Here is a 24,551-nt window from a genome sequence, read left to right on the forward strand (position 1 = left end):
CCCGCCGCCGCTTCCGCCGCGCCCGCCCCCGCATCCGCCGCGCCCGCGCCCGCAACCGCCGCCCCCGCTCCCGCCTCCGCCTCGCCCGCACCCGCACCCGCACCCGCTCCCGCCTCCGCGCCCGCACCCGCCTCCCCGGCGACCGGGCCCGCGCCCGCCACCGGGCCCGCCAAGCCCACCTTCCTGCCCGCCGTCACCGCCGCCGGAGCCCGCCGGACGTCCGTGCTCGCCGCCGTCGCGCTCGTCCCCGCCTGGCTGGGCGCCTGGCTCGTGGTCCTCACCACGGAGGACTTCGGCCGCTGCCTGACCTACGGCGAGCGGTGCACGGGCTGGCCGCAGGGGGTCGGCCAGGCGGCCTTCCTCCTCGCGGGGGCCGCCTGGTGCGCCGTCCTCCTCGTCCCCGACCGAGGCCGCTGGGCCCCCACGGTCCGCCTCGCCGCCCTGAGCGCACAGGTCGCCGCCGAGTGCGTACTGGTCCTGTCCGTGCTCAGCCGCGGCGCCTGACCCGGGCGCCCGAAACCCGACCCCGGCCGTCCCCGGCGCTCCCCGGCCGTCCCCACCCCGCTCCGCCCGCCGGGCCGCGACCCGGAGGGCAACCCTCCGCCGCCCTCCCGCGTCGTACGCCAGTACGGGGTCGACACGAGGGAGTCGCGGATGTTCGGTCGGGGCGCGGGTACGTCCGGATGGCGGCGGAAGGTCGCCCACGGGGTCGCGGTGGTCCTCGCCGCGGGGGCGCTCGGCCTGGCCGGGCCCGGCGTCGCGCCCGCCGGGGCGGCCGGAGCGCCGGGGTGCGCCGGGCGGCTCGCCAAGACCGTCCGGTTCGCCACCGGCGAGCTGCGCGTCTACGAGAACCGCCAGTACGCCTGCGCCGTCACCGTCGCCAAGGCCGGCCCCCGCCGCCCCATGTCCGTCACCCTCCAGCCGCGCGGCGCCCGCGCCGTCGTCGACGCCGGGCGGTTCTCCCGGCAGGCCGGGCCCGTGAGCGTGCACGCCCTCAACCGCTGCGTCCGCGCGGCCGGCAGCGTCTCCGGCCGCGGCGGCGCCACCGGCTGGATCCTGTGCTGACACCGCGTCGGAAATAACCGGCCGGGTCTGGTCATGCACACGTACACCCCGCTAGGTTCACCGCGACCGCAGTGAACCCAGTGGAAGGCAGCGCATGCGCACGACGCTCAGATGGCTGCTGTCGCTCGTGGTGCTCATAGGCACCGTGGGCACGGCCGGCACGGCCACCGCCGCCGGACAGGACAGCACCGCCACGGACATCAAGGACCGCGTCCTCGCGATCCCCGGGATGTCCCTCATCGAGGAGAAGCCCCACCCCGGCTACCGCTTCTTCGTCCTGAACTACACCCAGCCGGTCGACCACCGCCGCCCCGGGAAGGGCACCTTCAAGCAGCGCCTCACCCTGCTGCACAAGGACACGAACCGCCCCACCGTCTTCTTCACCAGCGGCTACCACGTCAACCCCGAGCCGCGCCGCAGCGAGCCCACCCGGATCGTCGACGGCAACCAGGTCTCCCTGGAGTACCGCTACTTCAGCCCGTCCCGGCCCCAGCCCGCCGACTGGTCCAAGCTGGACATCTGGCAGGCCGCGTCCGACCAGCACCGCCTGTTCACCGCGCTGAAGAAGGTCTACGACCGCAAGTGGATCGCCACCGGCGGCTCCAAGGGCGGCATGACGGCCACGTACTACGAGCGGTTCTACCCGCGCGACATGGACGCCGTCGTCGCCTACGTGGCGCCCAACGACGTCGTGGAGAAGGAGGACTCGGCCTACGACCGGTTCTTCGCGACCGTCGGCACCGCCGAGTGCCGCGACCGGCTGAACGCCCTCCAGCGCGAGGCCCTCGTCCGCCGCGCGCCGCTCCAGAAGAAGTACCGCGACTGGGCCGCCGCCGAAGGCGCCACCTTCCGCACCGTCGGCAGCCTGGACAAGGCGTACGAGGCCGTCGTCCTCGACTTCGTGTGGGCGTTCTGGCAGTACCACGGCGAGCAGGACTGCGCGGCCCTCCCCACCGCCGCCACCGCCACCGACGACGCCGTGTACGAGGCGATCGACACCTACTCCGGCTGGTCCTTCTACAGCGACCAGGGCCTGGAGCCGTACACGCCGTACTACTACCAGGCGGCCACCGAGCTCGGCTCCCCGAGCCTGCGCATGGACCACCTCAAGGGCCTCACCCGCTACGGCTACCAGCCGGCGCACACCTTCGTCCCGGATGACATCCCCGTCCGGTTCAAGCCCTGGGTGATGCGCGACGTCGACACCTGGGTCCGCAGCAACGCCCGGCGGATGCTCTTCGTCAACGGCGAGCGCGACCCGTGGGGCGCCGAGCCGTTCCGCGTCGACCGCGGCGCGAAGGACAGCTACGTCCTCACCGCCCCCGGCGCCAACCACGGCGCCAGCATCGCCGGCCTCGCCGAGCCCCAGCGCGAGCTGGCCACGGCGCGGCTGCTGGAGTGGGCGGGCGTCGCCCCCGCCGCCGTCCGCGCGGACGCCGAGCGCGCGCAGCCGCTCGCCCGGTACGACGCGCGCCTCGACAAGCGCGACCTGCTCCGCGAGCCGACGCTCCGCCCGTAGGGGCCGACCGTGTCCGCACGCCGCCGCCCCCCGGGCCCTACCCGGGGGGCGGCGGCGCGTCCGCGGTCAGTACGACAGGCCGTACCCGATCGGGTACAGCACCCGCGACGGGTCGTCCGCCCGCTGCACCGGAACGGGCAACCGCCCGGTGGGGCGCACCCGCCCGGCGATGACCCGCGCCGCCGCCCGCAGCTCCACGTCCGTCCACGCGTACGCGGCGAGGAAGGCCCGCTGCCCCGTCAGGTGCGCCGCGTCGTACGGGTTGCGCAGCGCCACGACCACCACCGGCACGCCCGTCGCCGCGAGCCGCGCCACCAGGGTGCGCTGCGCGCTCGCCGCCGACACGTCGTACGTGCCGACGACGACCGCGTCCCGGCCGGCCGCCGCCGCCACCGCCTGCTCGATGCGGGCCGGGGTGGGCGCGGTGCCGGTGGACAGCGCGGTGGCGGTGAACCCCAGCTCGCCGAGGGCCGCGGCGAGCGTCGCCGTCGGCGGGCCCGTCGTCCCCGACGGCGAGGCCGGGTCGGCCCCGACGACGAGCACGTCGCGGTGGGTGAGGCGGTTGAGCGGCAGCAGACCGCCGTCGTTGGCCAGCAGCGTCGTCGTCGCCCCGGCGATGCGGTCGGCGGCGTCCAGGTGGGCGCGCCGGCCGACGACCCGGTCCACGCCCGCGTGCGTCACGTACGGGTCGCGGAACAGACCGAGTCGCGCCTTCAGCCGCAGGATCCGCAGAACCGATTCGTCGATCCGGGCCTCGTCGAGTTCCCCGCCGCGCACCGCGGCGAGGACCGCCTTCCACGCCAGGTCCAGGCGCGGCGGGTTGAGGAGCTGGTCGCACCCGGCCTTCAGCGCCAGCACGGGCACCCGGTCGTCGCCGTACTTGGTCCGCACGCCCTCCATGCCGAGCGAGTCGGTCACCACCACCCCGTCGTAGCCGAGCTCCTCCCGGAGGATGCCGGTGAGGATGGGCCGCGACAGGGTCGCCGGGTCCTCCGACGGGTCCAGGGACGGTACGACGATGTGCGCCGTCATGATCGCGTCGATACCGGCGGCGACGGCGGCCCGGAACGGCGGCGCGTCCAGGGCGTCCCACTGCTCGCGCGTGTGGTGGATGTAGGGCAGGTGCGTGTGGCTGTCGGCCGTGGTGTCGCCGTGGCCGGGGAAGTGCTTCGCCGTCGCCGCGACGCCCGCCCCCTCGTACCCCCGCGCCTGCGCCGCGACCAGCCGGGCCACGGCCCGCGGGTCCGCGCCGAAGGACCGCACGCCGATGACCGGGTTGGCGGGGTTGACGTTCACGTCGGCGACCGGCGCGTAGTTCTGGCGGATGCCCAGCGCCGCCAGCTCCGTCCCGGCGATCTGCGCCGCCCGGTGGGCCAGGCCCCGCGAGCCGGCCGCGCCGAGCGCCATCGCGCCGGGCACGAGCGTCGCCGGCTCGCCCACCCGGGCGACGATGCCGTGCTCCTGGTCGGTCGAGACGAGCAGCGGCAGCGGCGTCCGCTGGGTGAGGCCCGCGCGCTGGATGCCGTTGGACAGGTCGGCGATCTGGTGCGGGTCGCGGGTGTTGCGCGCCCACGTGAAGTAGATGATGCCGCCGACGTGGTACCGGGCGATCAGCTCGGCGGCGGAGCGGACACCGATCTCGCGCAGGTTGGCGTCGACGTCGGCCTGGTCGGGGTCGGTCGCGGAGTGCCCGTACACCCGCATGACGAAGAGCTGACCGACCTTCTCCTCAAGGGTCATGCGGTCGATGGTCCGCGCGAGGCGCCGCTCCTCGGCGGCGTCGCCGGCGGCGACGGCGGTGCGGGGGACGATCGCGGTGGCGGCGGCCGCGGCGGCGGTGGCGGCGAGGACGGTGCGTCTGGAGGTGGCCCGGTGGTGCACTGGTGCTCCTTCCGGCCGTACGTGACGAGGGGTGAAGGAAACTTTCCGAGGAGTCACGCTTAGGCGAAACCAACTGCCAGGTCAAGGACGCGCGCGGACACCGGCCCCCCGGCGACGCCCGTGGCGGCACGCCGCCGACGGCCCGAGCGGGGCCGCGCGCCCGCCGACCGGGCGCCGCGGGGGCGCCGCCCGCCGGGGCCGGACCTGGGTCCTGTCCGGAAAGTCCCGTCTGGGCCGCGGCGCCCGGCACGCACGCTCGCCGCGTTGCCGGGATGCCCGAGTGGCTCCGCCCCGAGGGCAACCCGGTGTCTCGCGATCGCACGCGCCGGACGGTGCGGCCCCTGCCCTCCGGGCGGACGGCGCCACCTTCCGGACAGGACCTAGGGTGACGGCCATGGACACCTCGACGTACCTCTCCGACCTCTTCTCGCTGGACGGCCGCGTGGCCCTGGTCACCGGCGGCAGCTCCGGCATCGGACGGGCCATCGCCGAAGCGCTCGCCCGGGCCGGCGCGAGCGTCGTGGTCGTCGCGCGCCGAGAGGCCGAGCTGGACGCGACCGTCGGGGAGCTGCGCGCCCTGGGCTGCCGGGCGGAGCGGGTCAGCGCCGACCTGGCGACGCGGGACGGGGTGCGCGCCGCCGCCGACGGCGCGGTCGCCGCGTTCGGAGAGCCGGACATCCTGGTGAACTGCGCGGCCGTCAACCTGCGCCCGCCGCTGGGGCAGCTCGGCGAGGACGTGTGGGACACCACGATGGCGGTGAACCTCGACGCGCCGTTCCTGCTGGGCCAGCGGTTCGGGCCGGGCATGGCCGAGCGGGGCCACGGCCGCATCATCCACGTCTCCTCCCAGCAGGCGCACCGCGCGTTCGTGCAGAGCGGCGCCTACGGGGTCTCCAAGGGCGGCCTGGAGTCCCTGGCCCGCTCGCAGGCGGAGGCGTGGTCGCCGTACGGCGTCACCTGCAACACCCTGGTCCCGGGCTTCGTCATGACGGCCCTCAACTCCCGGCTGCAGTCCGAGCCCGAGAAGGTCGCCGCCCTCGCCGAGCGCACCCTGGTGGGCCGCAACGGACTGCCCGAGGACTTCGCCGGCGCCGCCGTCTTCCTCGCGAGCCGCGCCTCCGCCTACGTCACCGGCCAGTCCGTGTACGTCGACGGCGGCTTCCACGCCCACTGACCCCCCGCCCGGCCGGGTCGCGCCCCGCGCCCGGCCCCGGCCCGGCCCCGCGGCGGTCAGCCGCGCACCGTCACCCCGTACCGGACGCGCAGCCTGCGCATCTCCCACCACGCCACGGCCGTCACCGACGCGGGCCCGCCCAGCAGCGCGCACCACTGCACCAGCGGCGGGCCCGGCGGCGGACCGGCGTAGTACAGGTTGATCCCCGCCAGCTCCCACACCAGCACCCCCGTCAGCAGCGCCGGCAGCACCGGGTGGACGCCCGCGGCGTTGAACGCGCCGCGCACCGCCCGCGCCGAGGCGAACGCCAGGAACATCGCCGCCCACACCAGCAGCACCAGCAGCAGGAGCAGCACCACCGCGATCACCGGTTTCGGCACCTCCCACCGCGCCTCCTCCTCCCCGATCAGCCGCAGCACGACCAGGAGGACGACGGGCGCGCTCAGCGCTCCGAGGTACCACAGCACCGCGCGCACCACCGGCCGCAACCCCGACCGCATCCGCGGACGCATCGCCGGCGGCGCCAGCCGGAACACCGCGACCACCACCACGGGCGCGGTCAGCAGCAGCAGCCACGGCGTGAGCGCCAGCCGCATCACGAACTGCTCCTGCGCCTGGTCCCAGTCGGCCGCCGTGCCGTACGCGGCGAGGATGAGGACGGACGCGGCGGCCGCCCCCCAGGCCCTGACCGCCTGCACCCGGCCGATGCGCGGGTCGACACCGCGCCACCCGTCGGACGGGAAGACCTGCCGCGCCTTGCTCCGCGCCGCGCGCAGCATCGGATAGCCGAGCAGCAGCGGCAACAGGCAGCTCACCAGCGGCAACCACAGCACCGGCTGCACGTACCCCCACAGCTCCCGCAGGGTGGGCCACTCGTCGTCGCGGAACCGCCGCCACAGGGACGGCCGCGGCGAGCGCCGCTGCCCCGGAACGTACGGGGGCGCACCGTACGGGTACGGCGCCCCCGGATGCCCCGGATGCCCCGGATGCCCCGGATGCCCCGGATACGGCGCCCCCGGCCCGGGATACGGCGGCGCCCCGGGAGGCGGGCCCCCGCCCCCCGGATCACCACCCTGCGGAGACCACCCGCCCCCGTACGGTCCATGTCCCCCGAACGACACCTCGACGCCCCTCCCAGCCCACCACGACCACACCTGACCGACAGTCAACCGCCGGCCCGCACCCCAGGGCGCCCCCCACGGCACAACGCCCACAACACGCCCACAACCCGCCCGCCCCACGCCCCCCCGGGCCAGTCACCATCCCAGGTGCGTGAACCCCGCCCAGCCCGCCAGGTCGCCCGCGTCGATCCGCCGCACCCGCGGCAGAAGCGCGGCCGGCATCCCGGGCGGCGCCTGGCGCCGCTCGTCCAGCATCCACAACTGGGCGCTCCGCAACGCACGTCCCGGCGTCTGCCCCTCCCGGGCCATGTAGTGGTGCGTCATGTACATCAGCAGCGACGTCGCCTCGTCCGGCACCGGCCACAGGGACCCCACCACCGACCGGGCACCCGCCACCAGGAACGCGGTCGCCAGACTGTACGCCTCGTCGTAGCCGCGCCCCGACACGTTCGTCCGGCACGCCGCGAGCAGCACCACGTCCAACCCCCCGTACCGGTCCGCCGACTCCGTCAGCTCCTCCGCAGCCAACCGCCCGCCCAGCAGCTCCAGATACGCGCTGTGGCGCTCACCCGGCCGCACCACCCCGTGGCACGCCAGATGCAGCAGCCCGCCGCGCTGCCGCCGCAACCACCCCGTCACCGCCTGCGGCGTCGCGTCCTCGGGCCCCAGCAGCACCCCACCCGGGTGGAACGCCGCGTGCACGGCCCGCGCCTCCTCACCCGCGTGGGGCAGGTCCCGCGTCGGGTCGCCCACGACGAGCGCCTGCCGCGCCCCCGCGGCCGGCCGGGCCGCCACCTCGCACAGCACCCGCGCCGACGGCACGTACGACACCCGCGCCTCCTGGCAGGCGTACCGGTACCCGCCCCGGCGCCCCCGCACCCGCGCGGCGTGCCACGGCACCATGCCCAGCTCCGCCATCGGCACCAGCACCACGGACGGCGCACCGCCCAGGCCGCGCGGCACCTGCCGCAGCAGCGGCTCCACCACCGTGGCGCCCGCCCAGTCGCACAGCCGCTCCAACGCCGCCCGCCCCGCGTCCCCCGCCGGCCGCCCGGCCCCCGCCCCGGCGGGCTGTACGGGAGGCCTGCCCGCGTCCCGGCCCGGCGCCCCCACGTCCCGGTACTCCGCGAGCGGAGGACCGTCCACCTCCAGCCCCGGCAACCGCAGGTACCGCACCGACCCGTCCGGCGCGACCACCACCGCCGCGCCCGGGTCGCCCTCCTCGGCCGGCACCAGGTACACCAGCGCGTCCGCGCCCACGGCGCGCAACGCCGCGGCCGTCTCCGACAGCGTCGGCACCTCCAGCAACCGCCGCTGGTGCGGCGACGCGGCGAGGACATCCAGCACACGCCGCCGCAACCGGCTCGACGGGCCCTGCGCGACGGGCGCCGGCAGCCCCGCGGCCGACTCCGGCACGAACCCGCCGGCGTCCCGCCACTCCCGGGCCAGCCCCGGCTGCCCCAGCGCCGTCAACATGTCCGGCACCGTCGCCGCGACCGTCGCCGCGTGCAGCACCCCGCCGCGCCCGGCGTCCAACGCGCGCACGGCGTCCTCGTACGCCCCGTCGGCCAGGCACCAGCGCGCCACCTCCAGCGCGTGGCGCGCCGCGTGGCGGCCGGTGTCCGCCGCGTGCCCCGTACCGGACTGGAGCAGCACGCCCCGGGCACCCGTCCGCACGCCCTCCAGCCCGAGCCGCCGCGAGGCGTCCCGGTTCAGCCGGGCCGCCCGCCGGTCCCGGCCCTGCGCGTCGCCCCGGGCCCGGCACGCGCGCGCCAGCGACTGGGTGATGTTGTGCCACAGCGGATGGTCCGGCCCGCCCGCCTGCCGCCGCGCGTGGTCCAGCCACGCGATCCCCTGGTCCAGCAGACCGGGACGGTCCGCGGGCGCCCCGGCCCCCAGCGCGGCCAGCACGACATGGCAGACACCGAGGATCAGCGAGTACCGCGTCCACCGCTCGTCGCCCGGCTCGACCAGCTCCATCGCCTCGTCCAGCAGCTCCACCGCCTCCGCCAGCCGGACGGGATCGCGGGCGAGCATCGCGTGCCCGCCCCGCCCGATCGCCGCCTCACCCAACCGGTCCGCCCGCGCGTCGTCGGGCAGCACCTCCAGCTCCCGCCGCAACTCCTCCAGCGGCGGGGCCGCCGACTGCGCCAACTCCGGGTCGAACCGGCCCGTCCGCATCCCCTGGAGCGCCGCCAGGTGCGCCCGCATGGTGTCCAGGTTCGCGCGGAGCGCCGGCCGGTCCGCGTGCCCGGCCGGCATCCGCTCCACACACTCCGCCAGCGCCGCGATGTGCTCCGCCAGAGCCGCCTCGTCCTGGCGGCGCGCGGCCTGCCGCCCCCGGAACGCGGCGAGCTGACCCCCCAGCACCACCCGGTCCTCGTCCTCCCACATCGGGGAGTCCGCCAGCTCCGCCAGGTCCTCGACCGCCGAGTCGAAGTCGTCCTCACCCCCGCTCAGCTGCGCCAGCTGGGCGCGCAGGCTCGCATGGGTGGTTTGGAACGCGAAGTGCTCCGCGCTGTCCGGCGCGACGAGGCCCATCGCCTCGTCCACCCGCGCCAACGCCTCCTCCAGCGCCGCCGGCCCCGCCCCCGTGTCCCGCAGCGCCGTCAGCGCGCTCACCCCGGGCACGTTCGCCTGCCAGCGCGCCTCCTGCGGACCGTGCTCCCGCAACTCCCGCAGCAGTTCCTCGCGCTCCGCCCGCCGCCGGGCGACGGCGTCCGCCCGGTCGAACTGGAGCATCGGCAGCAGCGACAGGATCTGCCCGGCCCGCATGCCCGACATGACCGTCGCCCGGGGCAGCGCCTTCCAGTCCCGGTACATCCGGTCGAACGCCGCGTCGGCGGTGGCGCACCCCAGCCGGTCGCACACCAGCGACGTCACGCGCGCCAGGGCCTCGGCGCCGTTGCCCAGCCGCTCCCAGGTGTCCTTGACTTCCCACGTCACGGCGTTCAGGTCGTACGGGATCTCCGGCATGCCCAGCCCCCTCCGGCGTCGTCACCGTCAGGTCACGCTAGCGGCGCGGGCGGCCGGATTCCGGCCGAACGCCGGTCGTCACCCGGCCACGAGCCCCGCCAGGCGCTCGCGACCCGCCGCGAGGAGCCCCGGCAGCGGCGGCGCGTCCGGGTGCCAGCGCCGCTCGTACTCCCAGCACAGCCAGCCGTCCCGGTCCAGCAGCCCCACGCACGCGCCCAGCGGCAGGGCGCCCTCACCCAGCGGCACCGGCGTCGGGTCGTCGACCGACGGGCAGTCCTTGACCTGCACGTATCCCAGGTACGGCGCGAGCAGCCCGTACGTACGCCGCGGCTCCTCGCCCGCCCGCCAGGCGTGCATCACGTCCCACACGGCACCCACCTGCGGATGCCCCACCGCCGCCACGACCCGCGCCACGTCGGCGCCCGTCGGGTGCGAGTCGTGGTTCTCCAGCAGGATCCGCACGTCCAGCTCCGCCGCGACCTCCGCCGCGGCCCCCAACCGCCGCGCCGCCACCGCGTCCGCCGCCTCCTGCGCCTGCTCCCCGCCCCCGGGCAGGACCCGCACGTACGGCGCGCCGAGGTCGGCGGCGAGGTGCAGCAGCCGGTACAGCTCCTCGTACACCTCCTCGTCGTCGCCGTCGGCCGCCACCCGGGCGTACCCGGCGACACCGAGGACCTCCACCCCGCCCGCCGCGAACGCCGCCGCCACCTCGCGCCGCTCGTGCGCGACGAGACCCGGGTGCACCGGTTCCTCGGGGTGGGCCCGCAGCTCCACCCCCTGGTAGCCGACCTCGCCGGCCAGCCGCACCACGTCGTCAACTGCCATTCCGGGGACCCCGAGGGTCGAGAACGCGTACCTCATCCAAGCAAGCTACCCCGCACCCCGGAATCCACCGCGCGAGTGCCACGCCCTGCCGACGCCGATGCCGGTGGGTGGGGTCGGGGCCGCGGCGGGTCACCTCCTCGGGGCCGGCGGCCCTGGGCCCTGGACGACGGAACCCGCCAGAAGCCGCCAACCCCTGCGGGGGCGACCCCCCACGCCCCCTCCCAGGCCGTACGCGCCCTCAGCGCCGCGGCGGTGCGGGGTGGGGACGTCGATGTGGCGCCGCTCAGCCTCTCGCACGCCGCGTGGAGGGCGTTCACCGCGTCCGCCCGGAGCGGCGGGGCGGGGCAGGTTCTCCGGCACCCGCCAGGGGCGCGGCTCGCGCGGATGCTCGCGGCCCACCGACTCCACGTGTGGGGCGTCCCGTACGACCGTCCACACCGCGACGCGGTCCTGCACACGCGCGTGCAGGGGCGCGATGTCGAGGTGCGGCTCGCGCGCGACGCGAACGGGACGGTGCGGGTCGAGGTGTCCGACGCCGATCCCTCCCGGCCGGAACCCGTCACGGCGGCGCCCGAGGCCGAACGCGGGCGTGGCCTCCTCCTCGTGGACGCGGTCGCCTCCCGCTGGGGCGTGGCGCGGCGCACGGGCCTCGGGAAGACGGTCCGGGTGGATCTCGACCGGCCCTGATCGGCGACACTGAGGCGAATGAGCGACCGGACGGACGGAGCCAGGACCATGCTGCATCTCGACCGGCGGCTCATCGGTGGCTGGTACAGCGCGCCTTTCGACGTGGGCGCCATGGAGACGAGCGACCTGGTGTTCCTCGCGGACGGGCGGGGGTGGAGCCGGTTCGAGAGCATCAGCTCCGAGCTGAGCGTCAGTCGCTTCCGCTGGCACTGCCCCGACGCCGGGGTGCTGGAACTGCGCCACACGTGGCGGGTCGACGGGCGCTGGGGGAGCGGCGACGGCTTCGCCGCCGTGGACTCCAGCGGCCCGGAGGACGAGGTGGTCCACACCGGCTACCGCGTCGGCCCCGAGACGCCGCCCTACGCGACGCGACCGGTGGACGCCCTCGTCCTCGGCGAGGTGGTCGCCTTCACCACCACGTACGCCCGAGGGGAGCGGACCGTGTCGGCCGCCGACGACCCGTCGGCGGCGCTCGTCCCGTACGCCCCGGCCCCCCGCCCCGCGCCGCCGCGGCGCTGAGGGCGCGTACGGCCTGGGAGGGGGCGTGGGGGGTCGCCCCCGCAGGGGTTGGCGGCTGCTGGCGGGTTCCGTCGTCCAGGGCCCAGGGCCGCCGGCCCCGAGGAGGTGACCCCCCACGGCCCCGACCCCACCCACCGGCATCCGGCGCAGCGCCACGCGCGGGCGGGCGCCCCCGCGCGCGGGGCACCGCCGGACGCGGGCGCCCCGCTACGCGCGCGGGGGTGCCGTCGACGCGCGGACCGTGAGTTCGCCGGCGATGGTCTCGACGCCCCCGGGCGGCGGCGTGTCCGTGCCCATCGCCAGGCGGCCCGCCCGTACGCCCGCCTCGTGCAGCGGCAGCCGCACCGTCGTCAGGGCCGGGACGGCGTCGACGGAGAACGGCAGGTCGTCGAAGCCCGCCACCGACACGTCCTGCGGGATGCGCAGCCCCGCCTCGCGCACGGCCGCGCAGGCGCCGAGCGCGACGGTGTCGTTGGCGGCGACGACGGCCGTGAGGGACGGGTCGCGGGCCAGCAGCTCGCGGGTCGCCTCGTACCCGGCGGCCCGGGTGTACGGGCCGTGCACGGTCAGCCGGTCCGCGGCCCCGTCCCCGGGCGCGTCCGGTCCGCCGCCGGATGCCCCCGCCGCCGCGAGCGCCTCGCGGTGGCCCTCCAGCCGGTCGCGCGTCGTGGACCGTTCGGCGGGCCCGGCGACGTAGCCGATGCGCCGGTGGCCCAGGGCGAGCAGGTGTTCGGTCAGCAGGCGTCCGCCGCCGCGGTTGTCGAAGGCGAGGGTGGCGGTGACGGCGTCGCCCGGCATGGGCGGGCGGCCGCACAGCACGACGCGGGTGCCCGCGTCGGCGAGCTTGGCGAGCTTGGCGGTCAGGGCGGCGATGTGCGCGGGGTCGTCCAGCGCGCCGCCGGTGACGACGACGGCGGCGGCCCGCTGCCGCTGGAGGAGCGTCAGGTAGGTGAGTTCGCGCTCGGGGGAGCCGCCGGTGTTGCAGACGACGGCGAGCTTCTCACCGCCCGCGCGGCCCGTGCCGGTGTCGCCGATGGCGCTCTGCGCGGCTCCGGCCATGATGCCGAAGAAGGGGTCGGCGATGTCGTTGACGAGGATGCCGACGAGGTCGGACGTGGCGGCGGCGAGCGCGCTGGCGGGGCCGTTGAGGACGTAGTCGAGTTCGTCGACCGCGCGCAGGACCCGCTCCCTGGTCGACGCGGCGACGGGGTAGTTGCCGTTGAGGACGCGCGAGACGGTCGCCGGGGAGACCCGGGCGCGTGCCGCCACGTCGGCCAGAGTGACTGTCATCGCGTCCCTCCGCAGGGGGAAGTCGGGCGCGGCTCTTGTACCGGCCGCTGTGCGCAGGCTAGCGTCATGACCCATAGAAAGCGCTTGCTATGGCGGTTCGCACCATCGGCCGCACGGCGCGCAGGGGCCACAGGGGCAGACATGGAGGACCTTCGTGACACGTAGGACAGTGCGGATCGCCATGAACGGCGTCACCGGACGGATGGGATACCGCCAGCACCTGGTGCGCTCCGTCCTCGCGATCCGCGAGCAGGGCGGCCTGGACCTCGGGGACGGCCGCGTGCTGTGGCCGGAGCCGGTCCTGGTCGGGCGCCGCGAGCACGCCCTGCGCGAACTCGCCGAGCGCCACGGGCTGACCGAGTGGTCCACGGACCTCGACGCCGTCCTCGCCGACGACCGCACGGAGGTCTACTTCGACGCCCAGGTCACCTCGGCGCGCGTCTCGGCGATCACCCGGGCCATCGCCGCGGGCAAGCACGTGTACACGGAGAAGCCCACCGCCACCGACCTGGCCGGCGCCCTGGAGCTGGCCCGCCTCGCGCGCGGGGCGGGGATCAAGCACGGCGTCGTGCAGGACAAGATCTTCCTGCCGGGCCTGCTCAAGTTGAAGCGCCTCATCGACGGCGGCTTCTTCGGCGAGATCCTCTCCGTGCGCGGCGAGTTCGGCTACTGGGTCTTCGAGGGCGACTGGCAGGAGGCGCAGCGCCCGTCGTGGAACTACCGCGCGGAGGACGGCGGCGGCATCGTCGTCGACATGTTCCCGCACTGGGAGTACGTGCTGCACGAGCTGTTCGGCCGGGTCACCGGCGTCACCGCCCGGGTCACGACGCACGTGCCGCAGCGCTGGGACGAGCAGGGCAAGCCGTACGCGGCCACCGCCGACGACGCGGCGTACGGCATCTTCGACCTGGAGGGCGGGGCCGTCGCGCAGATCAACTCCTCGTGGGCGGTGCGGGTCCACCGCGACGAGCTGGTCGAGTTCCAGGTGGACGGTACGCACGGCTCGGCCGTCGCCGGGCTGCGCGGGTGCCGCGTGCAGCACCGCTCCGCGACGCCGAAGCCGGTGTGGAACCCGGACCTGCCGGTCACGCACTCCTTCCGGGACCAGTGGCAGGAGGTGCCGGACAACGCCGAGTTCGACAACGGCTTCAAGGCGCAGTGGGAGCTGTTCCTGCGGCACGTCGTCCTCGACGAGCCGTACCAGTGGGACCTGCTCGCCGGGGCGCGGGGCGTCCAGCTCGCCGAGCTGGGACTGCGCTCCTCCGCGGAGGGCCGCCGCTTCGAGGTGCCGGAGCTGTCGCTGTGACCGCGGCGCCGGGCCTGGCGGTGCGCCTGCCGAACGCGGACGGCTCCACGCGCGCGTACCACCCGCGTACCGAGCCGTTCGCCGCCACGGCCAGTACGCCGCTCGCCTCCCGCACGGTGTTCGCCGCGGCGCACGTCGTCGCCGACCCGTACGCGGACACCTCGCCCGACTCGCCGGCCGCGGTCGACTGGGACGCCACGCTCGCGTTCCGCCGCCACCTGTGGTCGCACGGGCTGGGTGTGGCGGAGGCGATGGACACCGCCCAGCGGGGGATGGGCCTGGACTGGGCGGGCGCCGCGGAGCTGATCCGCCGCTCGGCCGCCGAGGCGAAGGCGGTGGGCGGCCGCATCGCCTGCGGGGTGGGCACCGACCAGCTCACCGCGCCGGCCGCCGGCGCGGGCACCGCGCCCGCGGGCCTGGCCGCGGTGCGTGCCGCGTACGAGGAGCAGCTCGCCCTGGTCGAGGGGGCGGGCGCGCAGGCGGTGCTCATGGCGTCGCGGGCGCTGGCCGCCGAGGCCCGGACCCCGGACGACTACCTGGAGCTGTACGCGCACCTGCTGCGGCAGGCGTCCGAGCCGGTGGTGCTGCACTGGCTGGGCCCGATGTTCGATCCGGCGCTGGAGGGCTACTGGGGCTCGTCCGACCTGGACGCCGCGACCGCCGTGTTCCTGGAGGTGATCGCCGCGCACCCGGACAAGGTGGACGGCGTCAAGATCTCCTTGCTGGACGCGGAGCGGGAGGTCGACCTGCGGCGGCGCCTCCCGGAGGGGGTGCGCTGCTACACGGGTGACGACTTCCACTACCCCGAGCTGATCGCGGGGGACGGGCAGGGCTTCAGCCACGCCCTGCTCGGGGTGTTCGACCCGCTGGGCCCGCTCGCGGCGGAGGCGGTGCGCGTCCTGGACACCGGTGACGCGGCGGGCTTCCGCGCCCTGCTCGATCCCACGGTCGCCCTCTCACGCCACCTCTTCGAGGCGCCGACCCGCTTCTACAAGACGGGCGTGGTGTTCCTGGCGTGGCTCGCGGGCCACCAGGACCACTTCGCGATGGTGGGCGGTCTGCAGTCGGCGCGGTCCCTGCCGCACCTGGCGCGGGCCTACGAACTGGCGGACGGGCTGGGGCTGTTCCCGGATCCGGAGCTGGCGGCGGACCGTGCGGCGTCCCTCTTCGCCGTGTACGGGGTGGCCCGGTGACCGAGTACCCCGACCTGTCGCGCCTCAGCGTGAACCAGATGACCGTCCGGCAGTTGTCGCTGCCGGAGCTGACCGAGGCGTGTGTCCGCCTGGGCGTCCCGGGTGTCGGCCTGTGGCGCGAACCGGTGCGGGAGTACGGCGTGGAGGCCGCCGCGAAGCTCGTCCGGGACGCCGGGCTGGCCGTCACGACGCTGTGCCGGGGCGGGTTCTTCACCACGGCGCAGGACCTGGACGACAACCGGGAGGCCGTGGACGAGGCGGCCGCGCTCGGCACGGACACCCTGGTGCTGGTCTCGGGCGGCCTGCCGCCGGGCGGCAGGGACCTGTCGGCGGCGCGTGAGCGGATCGCGGCGGCCCTCGCCGTCCTCGCGCCGTACGCGGCCGAGCGGGGCGTCCGCCTCGCCGTCGAGCCGCTGCACCCGATGTACGCGGCGGACCGCTGCGCCGTGTCGACCCTGGACCAGGCGCTGGAGCTGGCGGCGCCGTTCCCGGCGTCGCAGGTGGGCGTGGTCGTGGACACGTACCACGTGTGGTGGGACGACCGGGCTCCGGCGGCGGTGGCGCGGGCGGGCGCGGAGGGGCGCATCCACTCCTTCCAGCTCGCCGACTGGACGACGCCGCTGCCGGCCGGCGTCCTGACCGGCCGGGGGCAGCTCGGCGAGGGCGTGATCGACCTGCGCGGCTGGTACGAGCGGGTCGGCGCGGCCGGTTACACCGGGCCGGTGGAGGTGGAGCTGTTCAACGACGCGCTGTGGGAGAGGGACGGGCGGGAGGTGCTGGAGGAGACGGTCCGGGGGTACGTCCGCCACGTCCTGCGGCCGGACGGGTAGCGGCCGGGGCGCTCCGCCCCGCGCGGACCTCCGCCGCGCCCTGCCAACGGCCTTGTCCACAGGGCGCGGCGGCGTGTCGGCGCCTCCCGGTAGCGTCGGAGCCATGTCCCGACTGGCGGTGGTGGAAGGCGTCCTGGAACGGATCACGTACAGCAACGAGGACACCGGCTACACGGTCGCCCGGGTCGACACCGGGCGCGGCGGCGGCGAGCTGCTGACGGTCGTCGGCTCGCTGCTCGGCGCCCAGCCGGGGGAGTCGCTGCGGATGGAGGGCCGCTGGGGGTCGCATCCCCAGTACGGGCGGCAGTTCACGGTCGACAACTACACGACGGTCCTGCCCGCCACCGTCCAGGGCATCCGCCGCTACCTGGGCTCCGGGCTGGTCAAGGGGATCGGCCCGGTCTTCGCCGACCGCATCACGGAGCACTTCGGCCTGGAGACCCTGGACGTCCTGGAGGAGTCGCCCGAGCGGCTGATCGAGGTCCCGGGTCTGGGGCCCAAGCGCACCAGGAACATCACGGCCGCCTGGGAGGAGCAGAAGGCCATCAAGGAGGTGATGGTCTTCCTCCAGGGCGTGGGCGTGTCCACCTCGATCGCGGTGCGGATCTACAAGAAGTACGGCGACGCGTCGATCTCCGTGGTGCGCGGCCGGCCGTACCGGCTCGCGGCGGACGTGTGGGGCATCGGCTTCCTCACGGCGGACCGCATCGCGCACGCCGTGGGCATCCCGCACGACAGCCCGGACCGGGTGAAGGCCGGGCTGCGGTTCGCCCTGTCCCAGTCCTCGGACCAGGGGCACTGCTTCCTGCCGGAGGAGCGGCTCATCGCCGACGCCGTGAAGCTGCTCCAGGTGGACACGGGGCTCGTCATCGACTGCCTGGCGGAGCTGGCGGCGGACGGGGAGGAGGGCGGGGTGGTGCGGGAGCGCGTGCCGGGGCCGGACGGGGAGCTGGTGACGGGTGTGTACCTGCTGCCGTTCCACCGGGCGGAGACGTCGCTCGCCGCGCAGGTGGTGCGGCTGCTGCGGGCGGAGGAGGACCGGCTGCCGGCCTTCCGGGACGTCTCCTGGGACAGGGCCCTGGCGTGGCTCGCGGACCGTACGGGGGTGCGGCTGGCGCCGGAGCAGGAGGCGGCGGTGCGGCTCGCGCTCACCCGGAAGGTCGCCGTCCTGACGGGTGGGCCGGGGTGCGGCAAGTCGTTCACCGTCCGGTCGATCGTCGAGCTGGCGCGGGCGAAGGCGGCGAAGGTGGTGCTGGCCGCGCCGACGGGCCGGGCCGCCAAGCGGCTGGCGGAGCTGACCGGGGCGGAGGCGTCCACGGTGCACCGGCTGCTGGAGCTGAAGCCGGGGGGTGAGGCGGCGTACGACCGGGAGCGGCCGCTCGACGCGGACCTGGTGGTGGTGGACGAGGCGTCGATGCTGGACGTGCTGTTGGCGAACAAGCTGGTCAGGGCGGTCGCGCCGGGCGCGCACCTGCTGCTGGTGGGGGACGTGGACCAGCTGCCCAGCGTCGGTGCGGGGCAGGTGCTGGGCGATCTGCTGGCGCCGGGCGGTCCGGTGCCGGCGGTCCGGCTGACGCGGATCTTCCGGCAGGCCCGGCAGTCGGGCGTGGTCACCAACGCCCACCGGATCAACGCCGGGGAGCATCCGCTGACGACCGGCCTGGCGGACTTCTTCCTGTTCGTCGCGGAGGACACGGAGGAGGCGGGGCGGCTCACCGTGGACGTCGCGGCCCGGCGGGTGCCGGTGAGGTTCGGTCTCGACCCGCGCCGGGACGTGCAGGTCCTGGCGCCGACGCACCGGGGCCCGGCGGGTGCGTCCACGTTGAACGGGCTGCTCCAGCAGGCCGTCACGCCGGCCCGGCCGGGGCTGCCGGAGAAGCGCTTCGGGGGCCGCGTCTTCCGCGTCGGGGACAAGGTGACCCAGGTCCGCAACAACTACGACAAGGGGCGCAACGGCGTCTTCAACGGCACGGTGGGGGTGGTCACCGCGCTGGACGCGGACGAGCAGCGGTTGACGGTGCTGACCGACGAGGACGAGGAGGTCGCCTACGACTTCGACGAGCTGGACGAGCTGGCACACGCGTACGCGGTGACCATCCACCGGTCGCAGGGCAGCGAGTACCCGGCGGTGGTGATCCCCGTCACCACCAGTGCCTGGACCATGCTCCAGCGCAACCTGCTGTACACGGCCGTCACCCGGGCGCGGAAGCTGGTCGTCCTCGTCGGCTCGCGCAGGGCGATCGGCCAGGCGGTGCGGACCGTTTCCGCCGGTCGGCGCTTTACCGCACTGGGTCACCGACTGACAGGAGGACGTCCGGTGGGAAACATCACCTAGGACTTTCGGAACCGGGGCGAAGGGGGCAGTATGAGCAGGTTGACGGCACTCAGTGCCGCCAATAGGCCCAATGGTCGACCCCGAGTGCACTCTGCTGAGCCAAGTGGGGGATGGTAGAGACAGTCAGGGCACCTCGAAGAAGAGGCACAACGTCGGTGAGGGATGACGTGAGCGACAACTCTGTAGTACTGCGGTACGCGGACGGTGAGTACACCTACCCGGTGGTCGGGAGCACCGTCGGTGACAAGGGCTTCGACATCGGGAAGCTCCGCGCGCAGACGGGTCTGGTGACGCTGGACAGCGGCTACGGCAACACGGCCGCGTACAAATCGGCGATCACCTATCTGGACGGCGAGCAGGGCATCCTGCGCTACCGCGGCTACCCCATCGAGCAGCTCGCGGAGAGCTCCACCTTCCTGGAGGTGGCGTACCTGCTGATCAACGGGGAGCTGCCGAAGGCCGGCGAGCTGGACACCTTCACCAACGAGATCACGCAGCACACCCTGCTGCACGAGGACGTGAAGCGGTTCTTCGACGGCTTCCCGCGCGACGCCCACCCGATGGCGATGCTGTCCTCCGTGGTGAGCGCCCTGTCGACGTTCTACCAGGACAGCCACAACCCGTTCGACGAGAAGCAGCGCCACCTCTCGACGATCCGGCTGCTCGCGAAGCTGCCGACCATCGCGGCCTACGCGTACAAGAAGTCGATCGGCCACCCGTTCGTCTACCCGCGCAACGACCTGTCGTACGTCGAGAACTTCCTGCGCATGACGTTCTCCGTGCCGGCGCAGGAGTACGAGCTGGACCCGGTCGTCGTCTCGGCGCTCGACAAGCTGCTGATCCTCCACGCGGACCACGAGCAGAACTGCTCGACGTCCACGGTCCGCCTGGTGGGCTCCTCGCAGGCGAACATGTTCGCCTCGATCTCCGCCGGCATCTCCGCCCTGTGGGGCCCGCTGCACGGCGGTGCCAACCAGTCGGTGCTGGAGATGCTGGAGGGCATCCAGGCCAACGGCGGTGACGTCGACTCCTTCATCCGCAAGGTGAAGAACAAGGAGGACGGCGTCCGCCTGATGGGCTTCGGGCACCGGGTCTACAAGAGCTTCGACCCCCGCGCGAAGATCATCAAGGCGGCGGCGCACGATGTGCTGTCGGCGCTCGGCAAGTCCGACGAGCTGCTCGACATCGCCCTCAAGCTGGAGGAGCACGCGCTCGCCGACGACTACTTCGTCTCGCGCAACCTCTACCCGAACGTCGACTTCTACACCGGTCTGATCTACCGGGCCATGGGCTTCCCGACCGAGATGTTCACGGTCCTGTTCGCCCTCGGCCGCCTGCCGGGCTGGATCGCCCAGTGGCACGAGATGATCAAGGAGCCGGGTTCCCGCATCGGCCGTCCGCGCCAGATCTACACCGGTGAGGTCCTGCGCGACTTCGTCCCGGTCGAGGGCCGCTGACGCCGTCCCCGTCGGGCCGCCCCCCGGGCTGACCCGCGAGGCCGCCCGGCCGCGTGCGCGCGGCCGGTGCCGGTACGGGAAAGCGCCCCGCCCGCCGATCCCCCCACGGGTCGGTGAGCGGGGCGCTTCCCATTTCCCCGGTGCGGATTCCCCCCACGGGATCCGGCCCGGGCGTCTGCCGGTGTGCCCGGCAGAAGCTCGCGTGCGATCTGCCGGGGTACGCACGGACGGGAGGGCCGCTCAAAGCTCCCCGGTTGCGCGTGCCCCGGCCAACGCTTGCCTGGGACGTCCCCCAAGACATCCCATGAACGTCCCCCAAGACGTTCTCGGCATCGACCATTCAGACTCGCGAGCCGCCCGAATGGTTACCCCCAAATATCTGTGATCTAGGTCTCTTTGTGAAGGTCTGGTGAGTCACGTGAAGGTGAATTCACGTGAACGCCCGTTCCGGCGACACAGGCAGGACGGGCCGTACCACGGCATTTGTCGCGGTACGGCCCGTACGGGTGTGCGGCGGGGCGGTGCGGCGCCGGGGGCTCAGACCGTGCCGAGCAGCTCGTAGCCGGCCTCGTCCACGGCGGCCCGGACGGCCTCCTCGTCCAGCGGCGCCCGCGAGACGACGGTGACCTTGCCGGTGGAGGCGGCGGCCTGCACCGAGGTCACGCCGTCGAGGGCGGAGAGCTCCTGGGAGACGGCCCCCTCGCAGTGGCCGCAGGTCATGCCCTTGACCTCGTACACGGTCGTCACGGCGGGGGCCTGCTCGTCCTTCGTCGTCTCGGCGGTCATGGTGGTTCTCCTCTGCGACGTGGTGGCGGTGCGGTGGTGCGGCGTTGCCTCCGGGGGCGGGGGTGCGCCCCGGTATGACGTCAGACTATACCCCTAGGGGGTATGGATTCCAGTGCTCGGGCCACGCTCCACGCGGCCTCGGTGCCGGTCCCACTCCGGCGCCAGGACCGCCATCCGCACCGCGTCGATCCATGCGCCGTCGTGCAGCAGAGCCTCCCGCGCCACCTCCTCCCGCACGAAGCCGACGCGCTCGTAGACCCGCAGGGCGCGCGGGTTGAACGCGTACACCTCCAGGTGGACCCGGTGCAGTCCCAGCCGTTCGAAGGCGTACCCGAGGAGGAGACGGACGGCCTCCGTCCCCAGCCCGCGGTCGCGGCCGCGCGGCCCGACCGCGATCCGGAAGCCGCAACTGCGGTTCGGTCCGTCCCACTCGTGCAGGACCAGCTCGCCCACCAACTCCCCGGACGCCCGGTCCACCAGGCCGAGATCGAGGCGGTCGGTCTGCTCGGCGCGCGAGCCGTACCAGGCGCGCAACCGCTCGGCGCTCAGCGGCGGGTGGCCGGCGCTTCCGGTGAGCCGCGCCGTCTCCGGGTCGTCGATGACCTCCGCCATCGTCTCGGCGTCGGCGGCGGTGAGGGGGCGCAGGACCACCCGGTCGCCGGTGAGGGTCGGTTTGTGGGAGAAGTCGGTCATGGCGTGATCGAAGACGACCGGACGGTGTGCCCGCAACGGGAATGCGGCTCGGCGGGCCGCCCGCCGTCGGTGACCGGTGGTGCGGGGCGCGGGGTGCGGGCCGCGAGTGCGGGGGCGGGGTGCCTCGCCCGCCCGGGGCGCGGGGGCGCCGGGCGGGCGGTGGGGTCAGTCGCCGCGCGCCCGGTTCCCCGGTCGCCTGGCCACCCAGGCGCGGATGGTGTCCGCGTACCAGTAGGGCTTGCCGCCCTCCACGTGGTCCGGCTCGGGCAGCAACCCGTGCTTGCGGTACGAGCGGACGGTGTCCGGCTGCACCCTGATGTGCGCCGCGATCTCCTTGTACGACCAGAGCCTTCTGTCCGTCATCTCGGTGGTACCTCCCTGCGCGCGCCGCGGCGCGACCCGGGAGGGCCGTCGGGGGAGCCGCGGCGCGGACTGGTGATCACCAGGGCTGTGCCCGCCCATGGACGGAGAGTGACCGACGGGGAGCAGGCTGTTGAACGCCTGTGACCGAACACCCGCGTAATGGAGACAAACGTGACGTGCGTGGCACCTCCCTGACGCGAAGCGGGTAGGGACCGGTCATGGTCCGGCGTTCCGCGCGCCGCCGACCGCACCCCGACCGCACCTCACCCCGATCGCGCCGCGCACCCGTCCCGGCGCCGCACACGTGTCTACGGCGACCCCCAAACGCCCGACACAGTGTCCGGCGCGCCGCCCGCGCCGGGCGTGGTGGGATCGGCCCGACGCCGCCATCTGCGAAGGAGTACCCACGCCATGACGAAGACCGTCCACCACTGGATCGGTGGCAAGACCGTCGAGGGCACGTCGGACCGCTGGGGCCCGGTCGCGAACCCGGCGACCGGCGAGGTCGGCACGCGCGTCGCGCTCGCCTCCGCCGGCGAGGTCGACGCGGCGGTGGCCGCCGCCCGTGCCGCGTACGCGACCTGGGGCACCTCCTCGCTCGCGCAGCGCACCGCCGTCCTCTTCCGCTTCCGCGCGCTGCTGGACGCCCACCGCGACGAGATCGCCGCGATCATCACCGCCGAGCACGGCAAGGTGCACTCCGACGCGCTCGGCGAGGTCGCGCGCGGCCTGGAGATCGTGGAGCTGGCGTGCGGGATCACCACCCAGCTGAAGGGCGAGCTGTCCACCCAGGTGTCGCACCGGGTCGACGTCGCCTCGATCCGCCAGCCGCTCGGCGTGGTCGCCGGCATCAGCCCGTTCAACTTCCCCGCCATGGTGCCGATGTGGATGTTCCCGCTCGCCATCGCGTGCGGCAACACCTTCGTCCTCAAGCCCAGCGAGAAGGACCCGTCGGCCTCGCTCCGGCTGGCCGAGCTGTTCGCGGAGGCCGGGCTGCCCGACGGCGTCCTCAACGTCGTCCACGGCGACAAGGAGGCGGTCGACGCGCTGCTCGTCCACCCCGACGTCGCCGCCGTCTCCTTCGTCGGCTCCACGCCGATCGCCCGGTACGTCCACACCACCGCGACCGCGCACGGCAAGCGCGTCCAGGCGCTCGGCGGTGCGAAGAACCACATGCTGGTGCTCCCCGACGCCGACCTCGACGCCGCGGCCGACGCCGCGGTCTCCGCGGCCTACGGCTCCGCGGGCGAGCGGTGCATGGCGATCTCCGCGGTCGTCGCGGTGGGCTCCGTCGGCGACGCCCTCGTCGGGAAGATCCGCGAGCGCGCCGAGAAGATCAAGGTCGGCCCCGGTGACGACCCGGCCTCCGAGATGGGCCCGCTCGTCACCGCCGCCCACCGCGAGAAGGTCGCCTCGTACGTCACCGGCGCCGCCGCCGAGGGGTGCGAGGTCGTCCTCGACGGCACCGACTGCGCCGTGGAGGGGCACGAGGAGGGGTACTGGATGGGCCCCGCGCTGCTCGACAAGGTGCCCACCAGCGCCCGCGCCTACCAGGAGGAGATCTTCGGGCCCGTCCTGTGCGTGCTGCGCGCCGAGACCTACGAGGAGGGCCTCGCGCTCATCAACGCCTCGCCCTACGGCAACGGCGCGGCGGTCTTCACCCGGGACGGCGGCGCCGCCCGCCGCTTCCAGCTGGAGGCCGAGGCGGGGATGGTCGGCGTGAACGTTCCGATCCCGGTCCCCGTCGGCTACCACTCCTTCGGCGGCTGGAAGGACTCCCTCTTCGGGGACCACCACATCTACGGCAACGACGGGGTGCGCTTCTACACGCGCGGCAAGGTCGTCACGACCCGCTGGCCCGACCCGGCCGACGCGCCGGCCGGCGTCGACCTGGGCTTCCCCCGCAACCACTGAGACCGGCGCGCGGCGGCGGCCGGTCCGCGGCGGCGCGGACCGGCCCGACGGCGGCGGATCGGCCCGGCGGCGCGGACCGGCCCGGCGGCGGCGGATCGGCCCGGCGGCGGGGACCGGTCCGCCGCCGGGTCAGAACGTCCAGCCCAGCATCGCGAACCGGCCCTCGTCGCGGGCGCCCGCCGACCGGTACGTCGCCAGGGCCGCGTCGTTGCCGGGGTCCACGCCGACCCACATGCCGTGGCAGCCGCGCTCCCGCGCCACCTCCGCGAGCGCGCCGACCAGCGCCCGCCCGACGCCGCGCCGGCGGTACGGACCGTCGACCGACAGCTCGTACAGCAGCATCTCGGCGCCCTTGTCCGGGTGGACGTTCTCCACGCCCGACACCATCCCCGCCGCACGGCCGTCCACGTAGGCGACGAGCATGACGTGGCCCGGCGAGGCGAGGAACCGCTCGGCCCACTCCACCCGCGCCGGGCCGTCGTACAGGTGCTCGGCGGCGACCAGCTCGGCCACCGACACCGCCCGGCGGATCTCCATGTCGGCTCGTCCCCCTTCGTCCGGTTGCGTCTACCGCGACCGCGGTACGGGGACGCTACCGCCTCGTCCCGAAGGAGGCG

The 24,551-nt window shown here is 74.9% G+C and carries 20 protein-coding genes and 1 pseudogene; 12 read left to right on the forward strand and 9 right to left on the reverse strand.

Annotated elements, in window-relative coordinates; all coding sequences use genetic code 11:
- From LPA54_RS42230 to LPA54_RS06880, 3 genes and pseudogenes are all read left to right on the forward strand, one after another.
- Positions 1-504: pseudogene (locus LPA54_RS42230) on the forward strand (hypothetical protein); the annotation flags it as partial.
- A 150-nt stretch (positions 505-654) separates the two neighbouring features.
- Positions 655-1,065, forward strand: a complete 411-nt coding sequence (locus LPA54_RS06875) for a hypothetical protein (protein ID WP_228974827.1) — start codon at positions 655-657, stop codon at positions 1,063-1,065.
- Between the two features lie 94 nt (positions 1,066-1,159).
- The gene (locus tag LPA54_RS06880; RefSeq protein WP_228974829.1) at positions 1,160-2,584 is read left to right on the forward strand and encodes a S28 family serine protease; all 1,425 of its coding nucleotides are present in this window, start codon (positions 1,160-1,162) and stop codon (positions 2,582-2,584) included.
- A 66-nt stretch (positions 2,585-2,650) separates the two neighbouring features.
- Here LPA54_RS06880 and LPA54_RS06885 read toward each other — a convergent pair whose 3' ends face one another.
- Positions 2,651-4,465 (reverse strand): glycoside hydrolase family 3 protein, encoded by a 1,815-nt coding sequence (locus tag LPA54_RS06885; protein WP_228974831.1) that lies wholly within the window; start codon positions 4,463-4,465, stop codon positions 2,651-2,653.
- A 394-nt stretch (positions 4,466-4,859) separates the two neighbouring features.
- Here LPA54_RS06885 and LPA54_RS06890 point away from each other — a divergent pair, with 394 nt between their 5' ends.
- Complete coding sequence (locus LPA54_RS06890) at positions 4,860-5,639, forward strand: SDR family NAD(P)-dependent oxidoreductase (protein ID WP_228974833.1); 780 nt, start codon at positions 4,860-4,862, stop codon at positions 5,637-5,639.
- Positions 5,640-5,695: 56 nt separating this feature from the next.
- Here LPA54_RS06890 and LPA54_RS06895 read toward each other — a convergent pair whose 3' ends face one another.
- From LPA54_RS06895 to LPA54_RS06910, 3 genes are all read right to left on the reverse strand, one after another.
- Positions 5,696-6,454, reverse strand: a complete 759-nt coding sequence (locus LPA54_RS06895; protein WP_228974835.1) for a hypothetical protein — start codon at positions 6,452-6,454, stop codon at positions 5,696-5,698.
- Between the two features lie 441 nt (positions 6,455-6,895).
- Positions 6,896-9,736 (reverse strand): CHAT domain-containing protein, encoded by a 2,841-nt coding sequence (locus LPA54_RS42235; RefSeq protein WP_267486845.1) that lies wholly within the window; start codon positions 9,734-9,736, stop codon positions 6,896-6,898.
- Positions 9,737-9,814: 78 nt separating this feature from the next.
- Complete coding sequence (locus LPA54_RS06910) at positions 9,815-10,597, reverse strand: sugar phosphate isomerase/epimerase (RefSeq protein ID WP_228974837.1); 783 nt, start codon at positions 10,595-10,597, stop codon at positions 9,815-9,817.
- Positions 10,598-10,834: 237 nt separating this feature from the next.
- Between LPA54_RS06910 and LPA54_RS06915 the strand changes: the two genes are divergently transcribed.
- Both LPA54_RS06915 and LPA54_RS06920 read left to right on the forward strand, forming a co-directional pair.
- Positions 10,835-11,248 carry an ATP-binding protein gene (locus LPA54_RS06915; RefSeq protein ID WP_308112812.1) on the forward strand — a complete coding sequence of 138 codons (414 nt, stop codon included), beginning with the start codon at positions 10,835-10,837 and terminating at the stop codon, positions 11,246-11,248.
- An 18-nt stretch (positions 11,249-11,266) separates the two neighbouring features.
- Positions 11,267-11,767 (forward strand): hypothetical protein, encoded by a 501-nt coding sequence (locus LPA54_RS06920; protein ID WP_228974839.1) that lies wholly within the window; start codon positions 11,267-11,269, stop codon positions 11,765-11,767.
- Between the two features lie 207 nt (positions 11,768-11,974).
- Here LPA54_RS06920 and LPA54_RS06925 read toward each other — a convergent pair whose 3' ends face one another.
- Entirely contained in the window at positions 11,975-13,057 is a 1,083-nt protein-coding gene (locus tag LPA54_RS06925; RefSeq protein ID WP_228974841.1) for a LacI family DNA-binding transcriptional regulator, read from the reverse strand.
- A gap of 154 nt (positions 13,058-13,211) precedes the next feature.
- Here LPA54_RS06925 and LPA54_RS06930 point away from each other — a divergent pair, with 154 nt between their 5' ends.
- The 5 genes from LPA54_RS06930 (at position 13,212) to LPA54_RS06950 (ending at position 20,178) form a co-directional block, all read left to right on the forward strand.
- Complete coding sequence (locus LPA54_RS06930; RefSeq protein WP_228974843.1) at positions 13,212-14,363, forward strand: Gfo/Idh/MocA family protein; 1,152 nt, start codon at positions 13,212-13,214, stop codon at positions 14,361-14,363.
- Between the two features lie 14 nt (positions 14,364-14,377).
- Complete coding sequence (locus LPA54_RS06935; protein ID WP_228975197.1) at positions 14,378-15,556, forward strand: dihydrodipicolinate synthase family protein; 1,179 nt, start codon at positions 14,378-14,380, stop codon at positions 15,554-15,556.
- 38 nt (positions 15,557-15,594) lie between these two features.
- Positions 15,595-16,386, forward strand: coding sequence for a sugar phosphate isomerase/epimerase (locus LPA54_RS06940; protein ID WP_228975200.1), 792 nt, complete (start codon positions 15,595-15,597; stop codon positions 16,384-16,386).
- A gap of 103 nt (positions 16,387-16,489) precedes the next feature.
- A complete protein-coding gene (locus LPA54_RS06945) occupies positions 16,490-18,721 on the forward strand; it encodes an ATP-dependent RecD-like DNA helicase (RefSeq protein WP_228974845.1) in 2,232 nt (743 codons plus the stop codon).
- 167 nt (positions 18,722-18,888) lie between these two features.
- Positions 18,889-20,178, forward strand: a complete 1,290-nt coding sequence (locus LPA54_RS06950) for a citrate synthase (protein ID WP_228974848.1) — start codon at positions 18,889-18,891, stop codon at positions 20,176-20,178.
- A 537-nt stretch (positions 20,179-20,715) separates the two neighbouring features.
- Here LPA54_RS06950 and LPA54_RS06955 read toward each other — a convergent pair.
- From LPA54_RS06955 to LPA54_RS06965, 3 genes are all read right to left on the reverse strand, one after another.
- Positions 20,716-20,964 carry a heavy-metal-associated domain-containing protein gene (locus LPA54_RS06955; protein ID WP_228974850.1) on the reverse strand — a complete coding sequence of 83 codons (249 nt, stop codon included), beginning with the start codon at positions 20,962-20,964 and terminating at the stop codon, positions 20,716-20,718.
- Positions 20,965-21,057: 93 nt separating this feature from the next.
- Positions 21,058-21,657, reverse strand: a complete 600-nt coding sequence (locus LPA54_RS06960) for a GNAT family N-acetyltransferase (RefSeq protein WP_228974851.1) — start codon at positions 21,655-21,657, stop codon at positions 21,058-21,060.
- Between the two features lie 165 nt (positions 21,658-21,822).
- Positions 21,823-22,020: an AlpA family transcriptional regulator gene (locus tag LPA54_RS06965; RefSeq protein WP_228974853.1), complete on the reverse strand. Its 198-nt coding sequence runs from the start codon at positions 22,018-22,020 to the stop codon at positions 21,823-21,825.
- Positions 22,021-22,431: 411 nt separating this feature from the next.
- Between LPA54_RS06965 and LPA54_RS06970 the strand changes: the two genes are divergently transcribed.
- Positions 22,432-23,934 (forward strand): CoA-acylating methylmalonate-semialdehyde dehydrogenase, encoded by a 1,503-nt coding sequence (locus LPA54_RS06970; protein ID WP_228974854.1) that lies wholly within the window; start codon positions 22,432-22,434, stop codon positions 23,932-23,934.
- 129 nt (positions 23,935-24,063) lie between these two features.
- On the opposite strand, the gene LPA54_RS06975 is transcribed toward LPA54_RS06970, so the two are convergent.
- Positions 24,064-24,471 (reverse strand): GNAT family N-acetyltransferase, encoded by a 408-nt coding sequence (locus LPA54_RS06975; RefSeq protein WP_228974856.1) that lies wholly within the window; start codon positions 24,469-24,471, stop codon positions 24,064-24,066.
- Between the last annotated feature and the right edge of the window lie 80 nt (positions 24,472-24,551).

Source organism: Streptomyces sp. DH12, from assembly GCF_020873895.1.
Taxonomy (GTDB): Bacteria; Actinomycetota; Actinomycetes; order Streptomycetales; family Streptomycetaceae; genus Streptomyces.

What these genes read in the sequence shown, in the direction of transcription:
- LPA54_RS06945 (WP_228974845.1), top strand. Translation starts at nt 16,490, where the DNA reads ATGTCCCGACTGGCGGTGGTGGAAGGCGTCCTGGAACGGATCACGTAC.
- LPA54_RS06970 (WP_228974854.1), top strand. Translation starts at nt 22,432, where the DNA reads ATGACGAAGACCGTCCACCACTGGATCGGTGGCAAGACCGTCGAGGGC.
- LPA54_RS06955 (WP_228974850.1), bottom strand. Translation starts at nt 20,964, where the DNA reads ATGACCGCCGAGACGACGAAGGACGAGCAGGCCCCCGCCGTGACGACC.
- LPA54_RS06940 (WP_228975200.1), top strand. Translation starts at nt 15,595, where the DNA reads ATGACCGTCCGGCAGTTGTCGCTGCCGGAGCTGACCGAGGCGTGTGTC.
- LPA54_RS06875 (WP_228974827.1), top strand. Translation starts at nt 655, where the DNA reads ATGTTCGGTCGGGGCGCGGGTACGTCCGGATGGCGGCGGAAGGTCGCC.
- LPA54_RS06910 (WP_228974837.1), bottom strand. Translation starts at nt 10,597, where the DNA reads ATGAGGTACGCGTTCTCGACCCTCGGGGTCCCCGGAATGGCAGTTGAC.
- LPA54_RS06925 (WP_228974841.1), bottom strand. Translation starts at nt 13,057, where the DNA reads ATGACAGTCACTCTGGCCGACGTGGCGGCACGCGCCCGGGTCTCCCCG.
- LPA54_RS06890 (WP_228974833.1), top strand. Translation starts at nt 4,860, where the DNA reads ATGGACACCTCGACGTACCTCTCCGACCTCTTCTCGCTGGACGGCCGC.
- LPA54_RS06965 (WP_228974853.1), bottom strand. Translation starts at nt 22,020, where the DNA reads ATGACGGACAGAAGGCTCTGGTCGTACAAGGAGATCGCGGCGCACATC.
- LPA54_RS42235 (WP_267486845.1), bottom strand. Translation starts at nt 9,736, where the DNA reads ATGCCGGAGATCCCGTACGACCTGAACGCCGTGACGTGGGAAGTCAAG.
- LPA54_RS06880 (WP_228974829.1), top strand. Translation starts at nt 1,160, where the DNA reads ATGCGCACGACGCTCAGATGGCTGCTGTCGCTCGTGGTGCTCATAGGC.
- LPA54_RS06960 (WP_228974851.1), bottom strand. Translation starts at nt 21,657, where the DNA reads ATGACCGACTTCTCCCACAAACCGACCCTCACCGGCGACCGGGTGGTC.
- LPA54_RS06975 (WP_228974856.1), bottom strand. Translation starts at nt 24,471, where the DNA reads ATGGAGATCCGCCGGGCGGTGTCGGTGGCCGAGCTGGTCGCCGCCGAG.
- LPA54_RS06920 (WP_228974839.1), top strand. Translation starts at nt 11,267, where the DNA reads ATGAGCGACCGGACGGACGGAGCCAGGACCATGCTGCATCTCGACCGG.